This window comes from Brevundimonas basaltis, from assembly GCF_014202075.1.
Classification (GTDB): Bacteria; Pseudomonadota; Alphaproteobacteria; order Caulobacterales; family Caulobacteraceae; genus Brevundimonas; species Brevundimonas basaltis.
On record NZ_JACHFZ010000001.1, the window covers coordinates 251,641 to 266,966 of the forward strand.

Annotated in this window: 17 protein-coding genes; 12 read left to right on the forward strand and 5 right to left on the reverse strand. The window is 69.0% G+C overall.

All coding sequences use genetic code 11. The features are described 5' to 3' along the window. Positions 1 to 7: 7 nt before the first annotated feature. Together copD and copC are read right to left on the reverse strand one after the other, a co-directional pair. Complete coding sequence (copD, locus tag HNQ67_RS01355; RefSeq protein ID WP_183251642.1) at positions 8 to 919, reverse strand: copper homeostasis membrane protein CopD; 912 nt, start codon at positions 917 to 919, stop codon at positions 8 to 10. Beyond that, positions 916 to 1,275, reverse strand: a complete 360-nt coding sequence (gene copC / locus HNQ67_RS01360) for a copper homeostasis periplasmic binding protein CopC (protein WP_183251644.1) — start codon at positions 1,273 to 1,275, stop codon at positions 916 to 918. The genes copD and copC overlap by 4 nt, the downstream gene beginning before the upstream one ends. A 140-nt stretch (positions 1,276 to 1,415) precedes the next feature. Here copC and serS point away from each other — a divergent pair, with 140 nt between their 5' ends. The 12 genes from serS (at position 1,416) to HNQ67_RS01420 (ending at position 13,242) form a co-directional block, all read left to right on the forward strand. Then, the gene (gene serS / locus HNQ67_RS01365; protein ID WP_183251646.1) at positions 1,416 to 2,711 is read left to right on the forward strand and encodes a serine--tRNA ligase; all 1,296 of its coding nucleotides are present in this window, start codon (positions 1,416 to 1,418) and stop codon (positions 2,709 to 2,711) included. A gap of 34 nt (positions 2,712 to 2,745) precedes the next feature. Continuing rightward, a complete protein-coding gene (locus HNQ67_RS01370) occupies positions 2,746 to 3,132 on the forward strand; it encodes a hypothetical protein (protein WP_183251648.1) in 387 nt (128 codons plus the stop codon). Positions 3,133 to 3,180: 48 nt separating this feature from the next. Then, the gene (surE, locus tag HNQ67_RS01375) at positions 3,181 to 3,972 is read left to right on the forward strand and encodes a 5'/3'-nucleotidase SurE (RefSeq protein ID WP_183251651.1); all 792 of its coding nucleotides are present in this window, start codon (positions 3,181 to 3,183) and stop codon (positions 3,970 to 3,972) included. Positions 3,973 to 4,372: 400 nt separating this feature from the next. Continuing rightward, positions 4,373 to 5,017, forward strand: coding sequence for a protein-L-isoaspartate(D-aspartate) O-methyltransferase (locus tag HNQ67_RS01380; RefSeq protein ID WP_183252708.1), 645 nt, complete (start codon positions 4,373 to 4,375; stop codon positions 5,015 to 5,017). Positions 5,018 to 5,049: 32 nt separating this feature from the next. Beyond that, positions 5,050 to 5,757 (forward strand): OmpA family protein, encoded by a 708-nt coding sequence (locus HNQ67_RS01385; protein WP_183251652.1) that lies wholly within the window; start codon positions 5,050 to 5,052, stop codon positions 5,755 to 5,757. Positions 5,758 to 5,829: 72 nt separating this feature from the next. Next, a complete protein-coding gene (locus tag HNQ67_RS01390; protein WP_183251655.1) occupies positions 5,830 to 6,876 on the forward strand; it encodes a peptidoglycan DD-metalloendopeptidase family protein in 1,047 nt (348 codons plus the stop codon). Between the two features lie 115 nt (positions 6,877 to 6,991). Then, on the forward strand, positions 6,992 to 7,318 hold the full coding sequence (gene yajC, locus HNQ67_RS01395) for a preprotein translocase subunit YajC (protein WP_183251657.1): 327 nt from the start codon (positions 6,992 to 6,994) through the stop codon (positions 7,316 to 7,318). A 32-nt stretch (positions 7,319 to 7,350) separates the two neighbouring features. Continuing rightward, positions 7,351 to 8,937: a protein translocase subunit SecD gene (gene secD / locus HNQ67_RS01400; protein WP_183251659.1), complete on the forward strand. Its 1,587-nt coding sequence runs from the start codon at positions 7,351 to 7,353 to the stop codon at positions 8,935 to 8,937. Then, positions 8,937 to 9,926: a protein translocase subunit SecF gene (secF, locus tag HNQ67_RS01405; protein WP_183251661.1), complete on the forward strand. Its 990-nt coding sequence runs from the start codon at positions 8,937 to 8,939 to the stop codon at positions 9,924 to 9,926. The genes secD and secF overlap by 1 nt, the downstream gene beginning before the upstream one ends. A 125-nt stretch (positions 9,927 to 10,051) precedes the next feature. Continuing rightward, on the forward strand, positions 10,052 to 10,675 hold the full coding sequence (locus HNQ67_RS01410; protein WP_183251664.1) for a hypothetical protein: 624 nt from the start codon (positions 10,052 to 10,054) through the stop codon (positions 10,673 to 10,675). Continuing rightward, positions 10,668 to 11,303: a squalene/phytoene synthase family protein gene (locus HNQ67_RS01415; RefSeq protein WP_183251666.1), complete on the forward strand. Its 636-nt coding sequence runs from the start codon at positions 10,668 to 10,670 to the stop codon at positions 11,301 to 11,303. Before HNQ67_RS01410 ends, HNQ67_RS01415 begins: the two co-directional genes overlap by 8 nt. 43 nt (positions 11,304 to 11,346) lie before the next feature. Then, on the forward strand, positions 11,347 to 13,242 hold the full coding sequence (locus tag HNQ67_RS01420; RefSeq protein ID WP_425486322.1) for an ABCB family ABC transporter ATP-binding protein/permease: 1,896 nt from the start codon (positions 11,347 to 11,349) through the stop codon (positions 13,240 to 13,242). Here HNQ67_RS01420 and HNQ67_RS01425 read toward each other — a convergent pair. The 3 genes from HNQ67_RS01425 to HNQ67_RS01435 form a co-directional block, all read right to left on the reverse strand. Beyond that, positions 13,230 to 13,703, reverse strand: a complete 474-nt coding sequence (locus tag HNQ67_RS01425) for a chemotaxis protein CheE (RefSeq protein WP_183251667.1) — start codon at positions 13,701 to 13,703, stop codon at positions 13,230 to 13,232. The two genes, HNQ67_RS01420 and HNQ67_RS01425, sit on opposite strands and share 13 nt — an antisense overlap. Further along, positions 13,700 to 14,272 carry a response regulator gene (locus HNQ67_RS01430; protein ID WP_183251669.1) on the reverse strand — a complete coding sequence of 191 codons (573 nt, stop codon included), beginning with the start codon at positions 14,270 to 14,272 and terminating at the stop codon, positions 13,700 to 13,702. The genes HNQ67_RS01425 and HNQ67_RS01430 overlap by 4 nt, the downstream gene beginning before the upstream one ends. A gap of 90 nt (positions 14,273 to 14,362) precedes the next feature. Then, the gene (locus tag HNQ67_RS01435; protein ID WP_183251671.1) at positions 14,363 to 15,313 is read right to left on the reverse strand and encodes an acetyl-CoA carboxylase carboxyltransferase subunit alpha; all 951 of its coding nucleotides are present in this window, start codon (positions 15,311 to 15,313) and stop codon (positions 14,363 to 14,365) included. Positions 15,314 to 15,326 lie beyond the last annotated feature (13 nt).

Genomic DNA, 15,326 nt, shown 5'->3' on the forward strand with positions numbered 1-15,326 from the left:
TCCCGGACTACAACGCGGCGGGCGGCGCCAGCGTGCCCATCAACGACACGACGAGCAGTATGGCCGCGCCCACGGCCGCTTCCACGAGCACGCTGCGACGCAGCCGGGCAAGGGCCGGGGCGGTGTCGCCGCCCGCCGCGAGGGCGGCGCCGAGGGCGGGCGTCAGACGCCAGCGGTTGCCGGCGGCGATGGCGATCATGGCGGCGAACAGCGCCAGCTTGAGCAGAAGCAACTGGCCGTAGAGGCTGGTGAACAGCGACCCGAGCCGCTCCGGGCCAATCAGGTAGCCGCTGTTGATCAGGCCGGTCGCGACGAGCAAAGCCACCGCGAGCGTGCCGACGCCGGCGAAATCGCGCAGGGCCCGATGGGTGGGCGCCGGGGCGCGGGGGCGGGCCAGCAGCAGGGCGAATCCGGCCAGGGCGCCGAGCCACAGGGCGGCGGCGACCGCATGGACGATGTCGGCGCCGAGATGGATCAGACGGCCCGGACCCTCGGTCGACGCCCCGTGGCCTGTCCAGGCGAAGCTGGCGACCACGACGAGACCGCCGAGCGCCGCCAGTCCCCACAGGACGCGGCCGGACGGTACCAGGCTGAACAGGATCAGCACGATCAGGGCGGCGGCGGCGCGCGAGACGAAGGCCATGCCGAGCGCCGTATCCCCGATCATGAAGCCGAGTGAAGCGGGCTTCAGGGCCTCGGCGAGCGAACCGGCCATGACCGCGGTCTGGGCGACCAGGCCGGCGAGGGAGAACAGGGCGACGGCGAGGGCCGCCCCGGCGATCAGCCGTCGGGCACCGGTCGGACCGGCGACGCCGCGACCGGGGCTGTAACCGTAAAGCAGGAACAGGGGCGTCCCCAGCAGCACCACGGCGGCCCCGTACTGGAGCCCGCGCAGCAGGACGACCGAGGTCTCGATCACCCCCGACGGACCGTGAAGGTGTAGGAACCGGTCATGCGGTGGCCGTCACTGGAGGCGATCCGCCAGTTCACGCGCCACACCCCGGGGGCCAGTCGCGCGGCCGGAGCGCCGGACAGGGTCTTGCCGTCGTCCGACACCGCCGCGTCGACCGCCACTGTGGCGCCGTCCGGACCGACGAGGTCGAAATCGGAGAAAGCCGGAACCATCCGCTCGCTGAAGGTCAGGCTCACGGCGCGGGGGGCGGCCACGATCGAATCGGGGGCCGGGGTGGCGCTGACCAGCCGGGCGTGGGCGGCGGCGGTCCCGGCCACGGCGGCCGCGACGGTCGCGACCAGGGCGAGATTCCAGATACGCATACTCAAACTCTCCAGACGGGGGTCGCCATCCCTTACATCACCCCGGACGATTTGAGAGCCCCGACCGGGGGGCGGCGGGTTGGCTGAATCCGCCGGGAGGTCTAGAGCATCGGCTCCTTCCCGAGACAGACTGACCGACCATGCACGACATCCGCGCCCTTCGTGACCATCCCGACACCTTCGTCAGCGGGTGGAAGTCGCGCGGCGTGGAGGATGCGCAGGCGGTGGTCGACAAGGCGCTGGAGCTGGACCGGACGCTGCGGGCGGCTCAGACGGCCGGTCAGGAGGCGCTGGCGAAGCGCAATGCGGCGTCCAAGCTGATCGGCGCGGCGATGGCGAAGAAGGACATGACCGAGGCCGAGCGGCTGAAGGCCGAGGTCGAAAGCCTGAAGGGCGAGATCGCGGCGCAGGAGGCGGTCGAGGCCGGGGCCGGCAAGGCACTGCGCGACCTGCTGGCGGCGCAGAAGAACCTGGCGGCGGACGATGTGCCGGAGGGCGCGGACGAGGCGGGCAATGTCGAGGTGACGCGCTGGGGCCTGCTGAGCGAAGGCGGGCCGAACAGGGACCACGCCGATCTGGGCGAGGCGTTGGGGTTGCTGGACTTCGAGGCGGCGGCGCGGATGAGCGGCGCGCGGTTCGCGGTGCTGAAAGGCGGGCTGGCGCGGCTGGAACGGGCCATCGGCCAGTTCATGCTGGACGTGCAGACGACCGAGCATGGCTATCTGGAGGTCAATCCGCCGTATCTGGTGCGCGACGAGGCGATGTTCGGGACGGGACAGTTGCCGAAGTTCGAGGAGGATTTGTTCCGGGTGGATGAGCACCTGCTCATCCCCACCGCCGAGGTCTCCCTGACCAATCTCGTGCGCGAGCAGATCCTGTCCGAGGACGAGATGGCCACGCCGATGCGGCTGACGGCGCTGACGCCGTGCTTCCGGGCCGAGGCGGGGTCGGCGGGGCGGGATACGCGCGGGCTGATCCGGCAGCACCAGTTCCACAAGGTCGAGCTGGTCTCCATCACCCGGCCGGAGGACTCGGACGCCGAGCACGAGCGGATGGTGCGCTGCGCCGAGGCGGTGCTGGAGAAGCTGGAGCTGCCCTATCGCCGGATGCTGCTGTGCAAGGGCGACATGGGCTTTTCGGCGCGGAAGACCTTCGATCTGGAGGTGTGGCTGCCGTCGCAGGGGACGTATCGGGAGATCAGCTCCTGTTCCAACTGCGGGGATTTCCAGGCCCGGCGGATGGATGCGCGCTTCAAGCGGGCCGGTGAGAAGAAGACCGAGTTCGTCCACACCCTGAACGGCTCGGGCCTGGCGGTCGGTCGCACGCTTGTCGCGATCATGGAGAACTATCAGGAGACCGACGGCTCCATCCGCGTGCCGGATGCGTTGGCTCCCTATATGCCCAAGGGCATGACCCACGTGGGCGGACCCCGGTAGTCCGCTCAGTCCGATGAGCGGGAAAGAGGATGCCATGATGAAGTTTGTGATCGGTCTCTCCGCGCTGGGTCTGGCTCTGAGCGCCTGCGCCACGGCCTCGACGCCGATGACCTATGCCGCCGCTGACACCGCCTTCACCGGCTGGGTGAAGTTCAGCAACGAAGAATTCCAGCTCTACGCCGACGAGGATCAGGTGCTGCAGCCGTTCGCGCGGCCGTGCGTCTCGGGCGCGGCGTCGCGGGACGAGATGCGCCAGGCGGTGCAGGATCTGGCCGGGCGGAAGGTGACGATCACGGGCCGGACGGCGGCCTGGTCGGCGGGGCTGCCGGGCAACCGGATCGCCCACGAGGGTTCGGTGATCCGCAACGATTGCGGCGGCGCCTTCGTCATTCTCGCGGACGACATCCGGCCGGCGAACTGACACAAGGCGGTTGCGCCGGCGTCCGACGCGCTGCATCACCCGGACGGCATGCGCATTCTTCTGACCAACGACGACGGCATCGAGGCCGAGGGGCTGGCGTGTCTGGAGCGGATCGCCCGGACGCTGTCGGACGACATCTGGGTGTGCGCGCCGCAGGTCGAGCAGTCGGGCAAGGGGCGGGGGATCACCCTGACCGAGCCGCTGCGGGTCAATACGCTGGGCGAGAAGCGGTTCGCGGTGACCGGGACGCCGACCGACTGCGTGGTGCTGGCGGTCAACGACCTGATGCCGGAGAAGCCCGATCTGGTGCTGTCGGGGGTCAACCGGGGGCACAATGTCGGCGAGGACTGCTCCTATTCGGGGACGGTGGCGGGGGCGCTGCAGGGCATGGCCTTCGGCATCCGCTCGATCGCGCTGAGCCAGTCGCTGGAGCGGTTTCACGACGAGGTCAGGGCGCACTGGGAGACGGCCGAGGCGTTCGCGCCGGCGATCATCAGCCGCCTGCTGGCCCAGCCGTGGCAGACCGGCGTGGTGATGAACCTGAATTTCCCCGCCCGGCCCCCGGAGGACGTGACCGAGGTCGAGGTGACGCGGCAGGGCTTCCGCGATCTGGGCGAGATGCACGCGGTGCGGCGCACCGATCTGCGCGGCCGGGACTATTACTGGATGAGCTTCCGCGGGACCAAGCAGGAGCATGCCGACGGGACCGACCTGCGGGCCATGGACGAGGGCAGGATTTCGGTGACGCCGTTGCACATCGACCTGACGCACATGCCGAGCGTGCATGACCTGAAGGGCGTGCTGGGCGGGGCGCCGCCGAAGACGGTGGCGGCGGAATGAGGGAAAGGGTTGCGCTCCTCACGTCGATAGCGGCGCTGCTGACCGGTTGCGCGACGCAAGCGCCATGGCCGGATAGGCCGTGGCTTGACGCGGGATGTGATGCAATGGGCTCTTGCGCGGTCCGCGGACGACTTGAAATCGTCCGGGGGGTTCCTCATTCCGGCGGTGTGCTGACGCTGCAGGACGGAAGCTGCATGGCGGTTGCTCTGCCTCGGGAAGTCCTCACTGACTGGCGACGATGGAGCGGACGGCAGGTGGCTATTCGCGGAGGGACGGTGGCGCGCGGCGGCGAGTCCGCTGAAGTCGTATCGATCCAGTACGGGGATCGCTTCGTCCCGACGGGGCTCTGTCCATCAGGCTCCATGCTCTACGCCAACCGTCTGTCGTTAAAGGGCGGATGATGAAACTCAACGATGATCGCGCCGGGCGGCTGATCCTGGGGCTGCGGCAGCAGGGGGTGACGGAGCCGCGCGTGCTGGAGGCGATGGAGTCGATCGACCGCGCGGTGTTCGTGCACGAGAAATTCCTCGACCAGGCGTGGGAGGACCAGGCCCTGCCGATCGACTGCGCCCAGACGATCTCGCAGCCCTATATCGTCGGCCTGATGACCCAGGCGCTGGACGTGCAGCCGCGCCACCGGGTGCTGGAGATCGGCACGGGGTCGGGCTACCAGGCGGCGGTGCTGAGCCGGCTGGCGCGCTATGTCTATTCGGTGGAGCGCTACCGCAGCCTGTTGACCGAGGCCGAGCGGCGGCTGAAGGAGCTGAAGATCGATAACGTCATCACCCGCCACGGCGACGGCGGGCTGGGCTGGCCGGAGCAGGCGCCGTTCGACCGGATCATGGTCACGGCGGCGGCGCCCGGCGAGCCGACGGAGCTGCTGCACCAGCTGAAGCCGGGCGGGATCCTGGTTTGTCCGGTGGGGCGGGGATCGGTGCAGAGGCTGCACCGGTATGTGAGTCTGGAGGACGGATCGTTCCGGCGCGAGAGCCTGGCCGAGGTGCGGTTCGTGCCGCTGGTCGAGGGGACGGCGCGGGAGGGGTGACAGGGATCGGTCTGACGGGGCAGGGTGGCTCCATGTCAGTCTTCAGCGCTGCTCTCCTCACTTTGCTGACCGCGGCGTCGCCCGGCCAGACCCACACATGGGAGGCGTGTTTTGACGGGGACGTCCCCACGCCCGAAGCCTTTGCCGCTTTCCGCGAGGCCGGGCGCGTGTTTCGCGACGCCGGCCGGTTTGGCGCGCGCGCGACGCTGGCGGGTTCGGACCAGTCCGAGACGGCCTGGTCGGAGGCGAAACTTACAGCCTACGTCGAACTGCTACGTGCCGGGGTGTCGGCCAACTATCTAAGCGTCAATCCGGCCCCGAGGAATGCCGGAGCGTGCCTTCCGGTTACGGTCGAGGTGCTCCCACCGGCGCAGAACCCTCCCGGCCTGTGGCACCTCAGACCGGTGTATGGTTTTGAGCCGGGCAGTGCGGAAATCCGATCGTTCGGCGCCAGGGCTGCGGTGCGGATCGCCGCGGCCGTCTATGAGCCCGGGTGGGTGATCCGTCTGGACGGCCACACCGATACAGTCGGCTCGGAGGAGGACAATCTGGCGCTCAGCCTTCGACGCGCAGAGGCGGTTGCCGAGGCGCTCGTGCGGGAGGGCGTGCACTGGAAAGCTATCGAAATCCACGGGCGCGGAGAGAGCCAGCTGGCCCGACCAACGGCTGACGACATGCCGGAGCCTCTGAACCGGCGGGTCAACATCGACTACCGGCCGCCTCCCGCAACGCCTCATTAACCTTCACGCCCAACTTTGGCGCGGTTTACGGGGTCTGGTCCGAAGGGCGGATTCGAGATTGAGGAGCGGGCGATGATCGGGATCAGGACGGGGTTGAAGGCGCTGGCGGTGCTGGGGGCGATGAGCCTGACGGCGGCCTGCGCCAGCTATCCGACCGAGCCGCGCTATTCGATCCACGCTGAACCGCCGCCGCCGCCGGTGCGCAACTATCCCGCGCCGCCCGCCGCGCCCGCGCCGAGCGGGGAAGGCGTGCGCGGTCCGACCAACCCGGCCAATGAGGCGCCGCCGCCTGCGGGCGCGCCGGTCGCGGAGATCGAGGGCGGGGCGCTGGACGCGCCCGTGGGGACCAGCCCCTACCAGCCCGCCGCCGGCCCCGCCTCGGAAGGGTTCGCCAGCCCGCCGCCGCCCGCCTCGGGCGCGCCGGTCGCGGCCGGCGCGGCCTATGTGATCCAGCCGGGCGACACCATTTCCGGCATCGGACGGCGCTTCCAGACGCCGGTGCAGACGCTGATCGATCTGAACGGCCTGGGGCCGAGGGCTGATGTGTCGCCGGGCCAGCGCGTCATTCTGCCCGCCAGCGCGGTCGACATCGGCGGCGATCCCTACGCCACCGGACCGTCGCCGACGGGAGTCTATGTGGCCGACGCGGGCGTGCCGCCGCCGCCGCCGCCGCCGCCGGCGCCGCCCATGCCCACGGCCGCACCGCCGCCCGTGCCGCCCGCGACCGCGACCGTGAGTCTGGACTGGCCGGTGCGCGGCGACATCCTGCGTCGCTTCGGGCCGGTCGGCATGGGCGAGCGCAACAACGGCGTCAACATCGGCACCCCGGCGGGGGCCGAGGTGCGGGCCAGCGCGGCGGGCCGGGTCGGCTATGTCGGCGATGATCTGGCCGGGCAGGGGCTGACGGTGCTGATCGTGCACCGTGAGGGCTGGCGCTCGGTCTACGGCCATCTCGGTTCGGCCACGGTGCGCGACGGCGACGAGGTGCGGGCGGGCCAGGTCATCGGCACGGTCGGAAACACCGCCGGGGACGGACGGCCGTCGATCCATTTCGAGACCTGGCGCATGCGCGGCGACGAGCCGACGGCGATCGACCCGCTGAGCGTGTTGCCGCGCTGACGCAGGCGGGGCGGACCGGCCAGTCTTCGCGTTGCAAAGTGAGGCGGCGCACCCTAGGTTCCGCGCCTCGTTTTCCAAGGGCGCCGCGGGGGGCCCGTATGCCAGAGACCCATCGATGACTCCGACTGACGGCGGCCTGATGGCCCAATTGATCAGCTTCGCTCCGATCATCCTGATCGGCGTAATGGGCTATCTGCTGCTGGTCCGCCCGCAGATGAAGCAGGCCAAGCTGCACCGCGAGATGATCGCCGGGCTGAAGCGCAACGACACGGTGGTGCTGTCCAACGGCATGATCGGCAAGGTGACGCGGATCGAGAACGACGAGGCCATGGTCGAGATCGCCCAGGGCGTGAACGTCCGCGTGGTCAAGGCGATGATCACCCAGGTGCGCGACCGCACCGGCGTCGCCGCCAACGACACCAAGAAAGTCACCAAAGCCTGATCCCGGCGCTCTGAAAGGTCGGGGAAGCCCGCATGATCCATCTGTCGCGCTGGAAGGTCATTCTTCTCGCCCTGTCGTTCGTTTTCGGGCTGTTCTTCGCCTATCCGAACGTGCTGACCGCCGAACAGAAGGCGGCGCTGCCGGGCTGGCTGCCCAAGAGCGGAGTCAATCTCGGCCTCGACCTGCAGGGCGGGTCTTACCTGCTGCTGGAAGTCGACGTGCCGGAGATGCGCGAGAAGCGCCTCACCAACCTCGGTGAGGACGCCCGGACGGTGTTGGGTGAAACGGGGATCGACATCTCGGGCATCCAGCAGGACGGCTCGGGCGTGACCGTCACCCTGGCCGATCCGGCCAGCATGGATCGGGCGCTGGAAGCGATGCGGCCGCTAACGGGCGGGGCGGGCCAGGTGGCCGAGCGCATCGTTCGGCGTCAGGGCGAGGACCGCATCCGCTATGCCTTCACCCAGCAGGCCATGGATTCGATGGCCTCGACGGCGGTCACCCAGTCGATCGAAGTGGTGCGCCGCCGGATCGACAGCCTCGGCACCCGTGAACCGTCGATCACCCGTCAGGGCGCCGACCGCATCGTGATCCAGGCGCCGGGCGAGAGCGATCCGGCTGAACTGGAGCGGATCATCGGTACGACGGCGCAGCTGACCTTCCAGATGGTCGACGTCGAGAACTCGGTCGAGGAGGCCCTGGCCGGTTTCCCGCCGCCGGACGCCGAGATTATTCCGGACGCCGCCGGCTTCCCCTATCTGGTCAAGAAACGCATCCTGGTGTCGGGTGAAAATCTGACCCGGGCGCAGGTCACCACCGATCAGAACAACCAGACGGCCATCGGATTCAACTTCGACAGCGCCGGCGCCCGCCGCTTCGGCGAGGCGACAGCCCAGAACATCGGCAAGCCTTTCGCCATCATCCTCGACGGCGTCGTCATCTCGGCGCCGAATATCCGCAGCGCCATCACCGGCGGCTCCGGCATCATCGAGGGCAGTTTCACGATCCAGGAAGCCGCCGAGCTGGTCAACCTTCTGAACGGCGGGGCCCTGCCGGCGCCGCTGCAGGTCGAAGAGCGCCGGACCGTGAGCGCCGCCCTCGGCGCCGACGCGGTGGAGGCGGGCGCGTTGTCGACCGCCATCGGCTTCGCCATCATCCTGATCTTCATGCTGCTGTCCTACGGCTTCCTGTTCGGGGGCATCTCGATCATCGGCCTGCTGCTGAACGGCCTACTGATCATCGCGGCCATGTCTATGACCGGGGCGGCCCTGACCCTGCCCGGCATCGCCGGATTGGTGCTGACCTTCGCCGTGGCGGTCGACGCCAATGTGCTGATCTATGAGCGGATGCGCGACGAGGCGCGGGCCGGGCGGTCGGTGATCGCCTCGCTGGACGCCGGCTTCAACAAGGCCATGGGCACCATCATCGACGCCAATCTGACGACCCTGGTGGCCGCAGCGATCATGTTCGTGCTGGGCGCAGGGCCGGTGAAGGGCTTCGCCTGGACGCTCAGCATCGGCGTCTTCACCTCGATGCTGTCGGCTGTTCTGGTCGCACAGGTCGCCTTGGCGTGGTGGCTGAAGGTCGCCAAGCCCAAAAAACTGCCGATCGCGGAGTGATGGCGATGCGTGGATGGCCCCTCATCAAACTTCTGCCGACGCGGACAAACCTGAAGTTCGTCAGATTTTCCCGGGCGTTCGGCGCCCTGTCGGCCGTGCTGGTGATCGCCTCGATCATCGGCTGCTTCTATCCCGGCCTGAACATGGGCATCGACTTCCGGGGCGGCGCCTCGCTTGAAGTTTCCAAGCCGGCCGGTCAGGTCGTGGCGCTGGACGAGCTCCGCGGCTCGGTGCGTGATCTCGGCCTTGGCGACGTCCAGGTCCAGGGCATCGCCCGGCGCGGCACGGACGTGGACGACGGTTCGACCGCTATCGTCAGCTTCCAAATTCCCGAAGGGCGCGACCAGACCGCCGTGGTCCGGCAGGTCGAAGCCGCCATCACCGGCGCGGTCGGTGAGGTGACCTATTCGGACGTCGCCGTGGTCGGCTCCAAGGTGTCGGGCGAGTTGTTCACCTCCGGCATGCTTGCGCTCGGCCTCGCCGTGGTTCTGATGTTCGCCTACATCTGGTTCCGCTTCGAGCCGCAGTTCGGCTTCGGCACCATCGCCGGACTGGCGCACGACGTAATCCTGGTCTTCGGCCTGATCGTCGTGCTTCAGCTGGAGTTCAGCCTGAACACGGTCGCGGCCATCCTGACGGTCATCGGCTATTCGATGAACGACACCGTCGTGGTGTTCGACCGCCTCCGCGAGAACCTGCGCAAGTACAAGACCATGCCGTTGCGCGAGGTGATCGACCTGTCGATCAACGAGACCCTGTCGCGGACTATCATCACCGGCGTAACGGCGATCATGGTGCTGGCGGCGCTGGCGGTGTTCGGCGGCGAGGCCCTGTTCGGCTTCTCCATCGCCCTGATGGCCGGCATCATCATCGGCACCTATTCGTCGGTCTATGTGGCCGCGCCGATCATCCTGCTGTGGGGCGTCAAGCGGGGCGGCGCGGCGGATGACGCCACGCCGGTCAAGCTGGGCATGGCCAGCCGGCCGTAGGGCGCCGGATACCCGCTCCCTTTTGTCGGGGGGGCGGATACCCACAAACTCTTTCGGTTTTTGTCGGAGAGGCGCGGCTGTATGGTCGCGCTTCAACGATTCTCGCCCGGGGAGGGGCGTCTGACATGTTCGGCAAACTGCTTTCGAACTTCCGCACCACCGTGCTGCTCAGCCTCGTGTTGGCGGGGGTGATGATCTACGCCTTCGGCAGCGTCTCGCCGGGCGGCTTCGACCTGATCTTCTGGCAGGCGGTATTCCGCTGGACCCATGTCGTCGCCGGCGTCCTGTGGATCGGCCTGCTGTGGTATTTCAACTTCGTCCAGATCCGGATCATGCCGTCGATCCCGGCCGAGCTGAAGCCGGCCATCGGCAAGCACATCGCCCCGGAGGCCCTGTTCTGGTTCCGCTGGTCGGCGCTGGCCACCGTGGTCGCTGGCCTGGCCCTCGCCTTCAGCCGGGGTCACGCCTATGCGGTCGAGGTGCTGAGCTTCGGCCTCGTCGGCGGTCTGACCGAGGACCAGAAGGGCTACACCCTGCTGGGCATCGGCGTCTGGCTGGCCATCGTCATGTTCCTCAATGTCTGGGGCATCATCTGGCCGAACCAGAAGCGGGCGCTGGGCATTGTTCCGGCCGAGGACGACGTCAAGGCGAAGGCGGCCCGCGTGGCCATGCTGGGCAGCCGCACCAATATGCTGCTGTCGCTGCCGATGCTGACCGCCATGGCGATGTACCAGACGCTGTTTGGCTGATTCCGGGTCATCGCTGGACGAACAGGTCCGCGCGGCCGATCCCGACCGCTGGCTGTCGAGCCGGTTCGTCGGCGATGCGGCGGCGCGCGCGGACCTGATCGCCCTCTACGCCTTTGAAGCCGAACTGCTGGCCATTCCGACGCGGGTGACCCAGCCGCTGCTGGCTGAGATGCGCTATGTCTGGTGGCGCGAGCAGATGGACGGGGTGTTCGCGGGCGTCGCCCGCAAGGGCCATCCGGTGCTGGAGGCCCTGACGGATGTCGTGGGGCGTCATGGGCTGGAGCGCGCGCCGTTCGAGGCGCTGATCGCGGCGCACATCGGCCGGGTGCACGGCGAGGCGCACGATCTGGACGCCTTCTACGTCGGACCGATGCAGGTGGCCGTGCGGCTGTTGGCCGGGCCCGGGCATGAGGCGGCGGTGGTCGAGGCCGGACGGGTGTGGGGGATGACGCAGACCGGCCGGCTCGACGAGGCGAGGGCCGCCCGACCGCGGGCGCGGGCGGCGCTGCGCGGTCTGCCCGTCGCCGCCTTTCCGGCGGTCGTCCACGCAAGCCTGACGAATCCGACCCGGAGCGAGGCGGCGAAGCGGCTGCGCCTGATCTGGGCGTCGCTGACCGGCCGTATCTGAACGACCCTTTGCGCAGCCGCCGGCACCGGGCCATATGGCGTTCATGGCGATGCGGGGCGAACGAGCAGGGGGGCGACGGGGCGATTCGGCGGCCAGGGCCGCGCAGGACGCGCCTCCGGCCGGGCTTTCGAAAGGCCCGCCCGCCGGTCGGGCCCTGCTGGACCTGATGCGGTTGGTGCGGCGGTCGAACGCGCCGCAGCTGCGGCTCAGGCTGGTCGCGGCCATCGGCATGACCCTGGGCGGCAAAGCGCTGGGCGTGCTGGCCCCGCTGGTGCTGGGGGCGGCGGTGAACCGGCTGGCGGCGGGGCAGGGGACGGGCGCGGCCCTGGCCTGGGGCTTCGGCGGGTTCGCGGTGGGCTGGGCCATCGTGCGGCTGCTGTCGGCGATCGCCCCCAACGCCTCGGACGTGGTGTTCGCGCCGGTGCGGTCGGCGGCGCAGCGGACGGCGGCGGCGGAGACCTTCGCCCACGCCTTGAGCCTGTCGCTGGATTTCCACCAGACCAAGCGATCCGGCGCCCTGTCGCGGACCATGGACCGGGGCTCCCGGGCCGTCGATTTCCTGATGCGCATCCTCGCCTTCAACCTGATCCCGACCGGGGTGGAGCTGGTGCTGGCGGCCGGGGTGCTGGCGGGCAAATACGACTGGCGACTCGGGGCCGTGGCGGTGGCGGTGGTCGCCATCTACGCCGTCTCGACCTTCGCCCTGTCGAACTGGCGGATCGAGCACCGGAGAGAGATGAACGCCGCGGACACCCAGGCGGCGGGAGTCTCGGTCGACGCCCTGCTCAACTACGAGACGGTCAAGTCGTTCGGAGCCGAGGCGCGGGCGGCGCGGGCCTATGACATGGCGCTGGGCGACTACACGCGGGCGGCGCTGAAGGCCAACAGCTCGCTGGCCCTGCTGAACGTCATCCAGGCCGTGATCATGAATCTCGGTCTGGCGGTCATGGCGGTGATGGCGGGGTTCGAGGCCGCCGCCGGACGGATGGGTCCGGGCGACGTCATGGCGGCGGTGCTGATCATGATCAGCCTGTACGCGCCGCTCAACATTCTGGGCTTCGCCTACCGGGAAGTCCGTCAGTCCTTCATAGACATGGAGGAGATGCTGAAGGTGACGCGTCAGACGCCGCAGGTCGCAGATGCGCCCGACGCCGCCCCCCTGACCCGGCCGGCCGACGCGCGCGGCGCGGCGCTCGCCTTCGACCACGTCGGCTTCCGCCACGACGCCCGCGCCAGCGGGCTGGAGGACGTCAGCTTCGTCGCGGCGCCGGGCACGACGACGGCGCTGGTCGGGCCGTCAGGCTCGGGCAAGTCGACGATCGTCAAACTGGCCCTGCGCCTGCTGGATCCGCAGGAGGGGGCGGTACGGATCGACGGCTTCGACGCTCGCCGGGTGACGCAGGAATCGCTGCGCGCGGCGGTGGCGCTGGTGCCGCAGGACGTGGCCCTGTTCAACGACACGATCCGCGCCAACATCGGCTTCGCCCGCCCGGATGCGGACGAGACGGCGATCTGGGCGGCGGCCGGCGCCGCCGAGCTGGACGCGTTTATCCGCGCCCTGCCGCAGGGCCTGGACACCATGGTCGGTGAGCGCGGACTGAAGCTGTCTGGCGGCGAGCGCCAGCGGGTGGGCATCGCCCGGGCGCTGCTCGCCGACCCCTGCATTCTGATCCTCGACGAGGCGACCAGCGCGCTGGACAGCCGGACCGAGGCGGCGATCCAGAAGACCCTGCGCCGGGCGCGGGCCGGCCGGACGACGCTGGTGGTGGCGCACCGGCTGTCGACCATCGCCGACGCGGATCAAATCCTGGTGCTAAAAGCCGGCCGGATCGTCGAGCGGGGCGCGCATCACGAGCTGGTGGCGCGTCAGGGCGGGGAATATGCGGCGCTGTGGCGCAAGCAGACACGCGGCGCCCGGACCGACCGTCAGCCGGTCTGACCGAATTTCCTGGCCATCATGCTCGACAGTTGGGAGGTGACGGCGTTGCGCTCCTCGACTGCTTCTTCCGGCAGGGTGCTGAGCAGCTGCAGCGACTGGATATGAACCTGCAGAATGCGCCAGTCGAAGGCATCCTCTTCGGATGCCAGGTCGACCACGTCGCACAGGCTGGAGGCCACGGCGCAAATCTCCGACAGACCGAACGGGCTGGCGGCGTCGATCAGGTGGTTGGCCGACTGATAGATGCGACGCAGGATCTCGTCCCTCTCGTCGGACGTCGTCGGCTGCTTCAGAGCGGACAGCGCCCCGATGTGATGGGTGACCTCCTTGAGCGCCTTGTCTCTCAGCTTGCCGATATTTTCTCTCGCCTGGGTCAGCGCCAGGCCGACAGCGATGCCGCCCGCGCTGTCGATCAATTTGGAAAGGCGCGATTTGCGGCGGGAATGGGTGATAACGCTCATTGGCCTGCCTCTTCGGCGAGGGCGGCCTTCTGGGCCTCGAACTCGGCGCGGCGGATGTTGTCGGCGCGGCGCTCCTTGCCCGGAGGCTCGCCCTCGCGGAATCGGCGGTCCGGGCCGAAATAATCGCCGACCTCCAGAAACGGCCGGTTGTCGCGCGCCACCCAGACAATCCGCTCCAGCAGGCTGGAGGCGCTGAACGGCTTGGTGACGATGAAGTTGGCTCCGCAGTTTCGGGCCCTGTCGACCATCGAACGACGGATGTGAGCCGCCGTCATGATCACGGGGACGAAGGCGTTGGGCGGGCCGGAACGCCGCAGCCACTCGACCAGTTCAAAGCCGTCCATGCCCGGCATCTCGCAGTCGACGACCAGCAGGTCAGCCTCGATCTCAGTGAGGATCGCCATGGCCTCAGGCGCGCTTCGGCAGGAATGACGGGTTCGGATGCCGAAGCCGGAAAGGGCGGTGGTGGTGATCTCGGCGGAGAAGGGCGAATCGTCGACCACCATGGTGACGGCCCCGGCCAGATTGATGATGGCGGATTCGCGGAGCGCTTCGCCGACACTACTCATTCCCGTCGTTCCCGACTCAGTCGCCACCTGCAACTCAGGATACGACGAAGCCTTGCCCGACAACCGTCGCCGAAGGGTTAACAGGGTCGGCTAGCCGACACGGCCGATAGCGTAGAAGCGGTCGGCTCGGGCCTTGCGGATCTGTTCGGGTGACAGGCCCGAGAGCGCCGCCAGTTCCTCGGCCAGGACGTCGCCGACGGACTGGATCGCGGCGGCTGGATCGGCGTGGGCCCCACCCACGGGTTCGGGGATGATCCGGTCGACGATCTTGAGCTCGACAAGGTCGGGGCCCGTGATCTTCATGGCCATGGCGGCGTCGCGGGCGCGGGCGCCGTCGCGCCACAGGATGCCGGCGGCGCCTTCCGGCGAAATGACCGAATAGATCGAATGCTCGAGCATCAGCACCCGGCCGGCGGCGGCGATGGCTATGGCCCCGCCAGAGCCGCCCTCGCCGGTCACGGTGGCGATCGACGGCACGCCAAGGGTCAGGCAGCGCTCGGTCGAGCGGGCGATGGCCTCGGCCTGGCCGCGTTCCTCGGCCCCGAGGCCGGGATAGGCCCCGGCGGTGTCGACGAAGCTGAGCACCGGCAGGCCGTATTGCTCGGCCAGGTCCATCAGACGCACCGCCTTGCGGTAGCCCTCGGGGCGGGCCATGCCGAAATTGTGGGTCAGGCGGGTCTGGGTGTCATGGCCTTTCTCATGCCCCATCAGGACGACCGGTTCGCCCCGGAAGCGTGCGAGCCCGCCCAGAATGGCCTGGTCGTCGCCGAACTGGCGGTCGCCCTTCAGCTCGACGAAGTCGGTGAACAGGCCTTCGACGTAGTCGACGAAATGCGGCCGCTGCGGATGGCGCGCGACCTGGGTCTTCATCCACGGATCGAGATCGGCGTAGACCTTGCGGCGCAGCTGTTCGGCCTTCTTGCGCAGGCCGGAGACCTCGGCGTCGAACGACCCGGAGGTCGAGGAGAGCAGATTCAGCTCCTCGATCTTCGCCTCCAGTTCGGCGATCGGCTTTTCGAATTCGAGGTAGTGGGTGGCCATCAGGCGTCCGGAA

Bases quoted from the DNA above. Each gene is read 5' to 3' on its own strand.
- HNQ67_RS01430 (WP_183251669.1), bottom strand. From the start codon at position 14,272: ATGAGTAGTGTCGGCGAAGCGCTCCGCGAATCCGCCATCATCAATCTG.
- secF (WP_183251661.1), top strand. From the start codon at position 8,937: ATGGCGATGCGTGGATGGCCCCTCATCAAACTTCTGCCGACGCGGACA.
- HNQ67_RS01370 (WP_183251648.1), top strand. From the start codon at position 2,746: ATGATGAAGTTTGTGATCGGTCTCTCCGCGCTGGGTCTGGCTCTGAGC.
- copC (WP_183251644.1), bottom strand. From the start codon at position 1,275: ATGCGTATCTGGAATCTCGCCCTGGTCGCGACCGTCGCGGCCGCCGTG.
- secD (WP_183251659.1), top strand. From the start codon at position 7,351: ATGATCCATCTGTCGCGCTGGAAGGTCATTCTTCTCGCCCTGTCGTTC.
- yajC (WP_183251657.1), top strand. From the start codon at position 6,992: ATGACTCCGACTGACGGCGGCCTGATGGCCCAATTGATCAGCTTCGCT.
- HNQ67_RS01420 (WP_425486322.1), top strand. From the start codon at position 11,347: ATGGCGATGCGGGGCGAACGAGCAGGGGGGCGACGGGGCGATTCGGCG.
- HNQ67_RS01435 (WP_183251671.1), bottom strand. From the start codon at position 15,313: ATGGCCACCCACTACCTCGAATTCGAAAAGCCGATCGCCGAACTGGAG.
- HNQ67_RS01380 (WP_183252708.1), top strand. From the start codon at position 4,373: ATGAAACTCAACGATGATCGCGCCGGGCGGCTGATCCTGGGGCTGCGG.
- HNQ67_RS01410 (WP_183251664.1), top strand. From the start codon at position 10,052: ATGTTCGGCAAACTGCTTTCGAACTTCCGCACCACCGTGCTGCTCAGC.
- HNQ67_RS01425 (WP_183251667.1), bottom strand. From the start codon at position 13,703: ATGAGCGTTATCACCCATTCCCGCCGCAAATCGCGCCTTTCCAAATTG.
- HNQ67_RS01385 (WP_183251652.1), top strand. From the start codon at position 5,050: ATGTCAGTCTTCAGCGCTGCTCTCCTCACTTTGCTGACCGCGGCGTCG.
- HNQ67_RS01390 (WP_183251655.1), top strand. From the start codon at position 5,830: ATGATCGGGATCAGGACGGGGTTGAAGGCGCTGGCGGTGCTGGGGGCG.
- surE (WP_183251651.1), top strand. From the start codon at position 3,181: ATGCGCATTCTTCTGACCAACGACGACGGCATCGAGGCCGAGGGGCTG.
- serS (WP_183251646.1), top strand. From the start codon at position 1,416: ATGCACGACATCCGCGCCCTTCGTGACCATCCCGACACCTTCGTCAGC.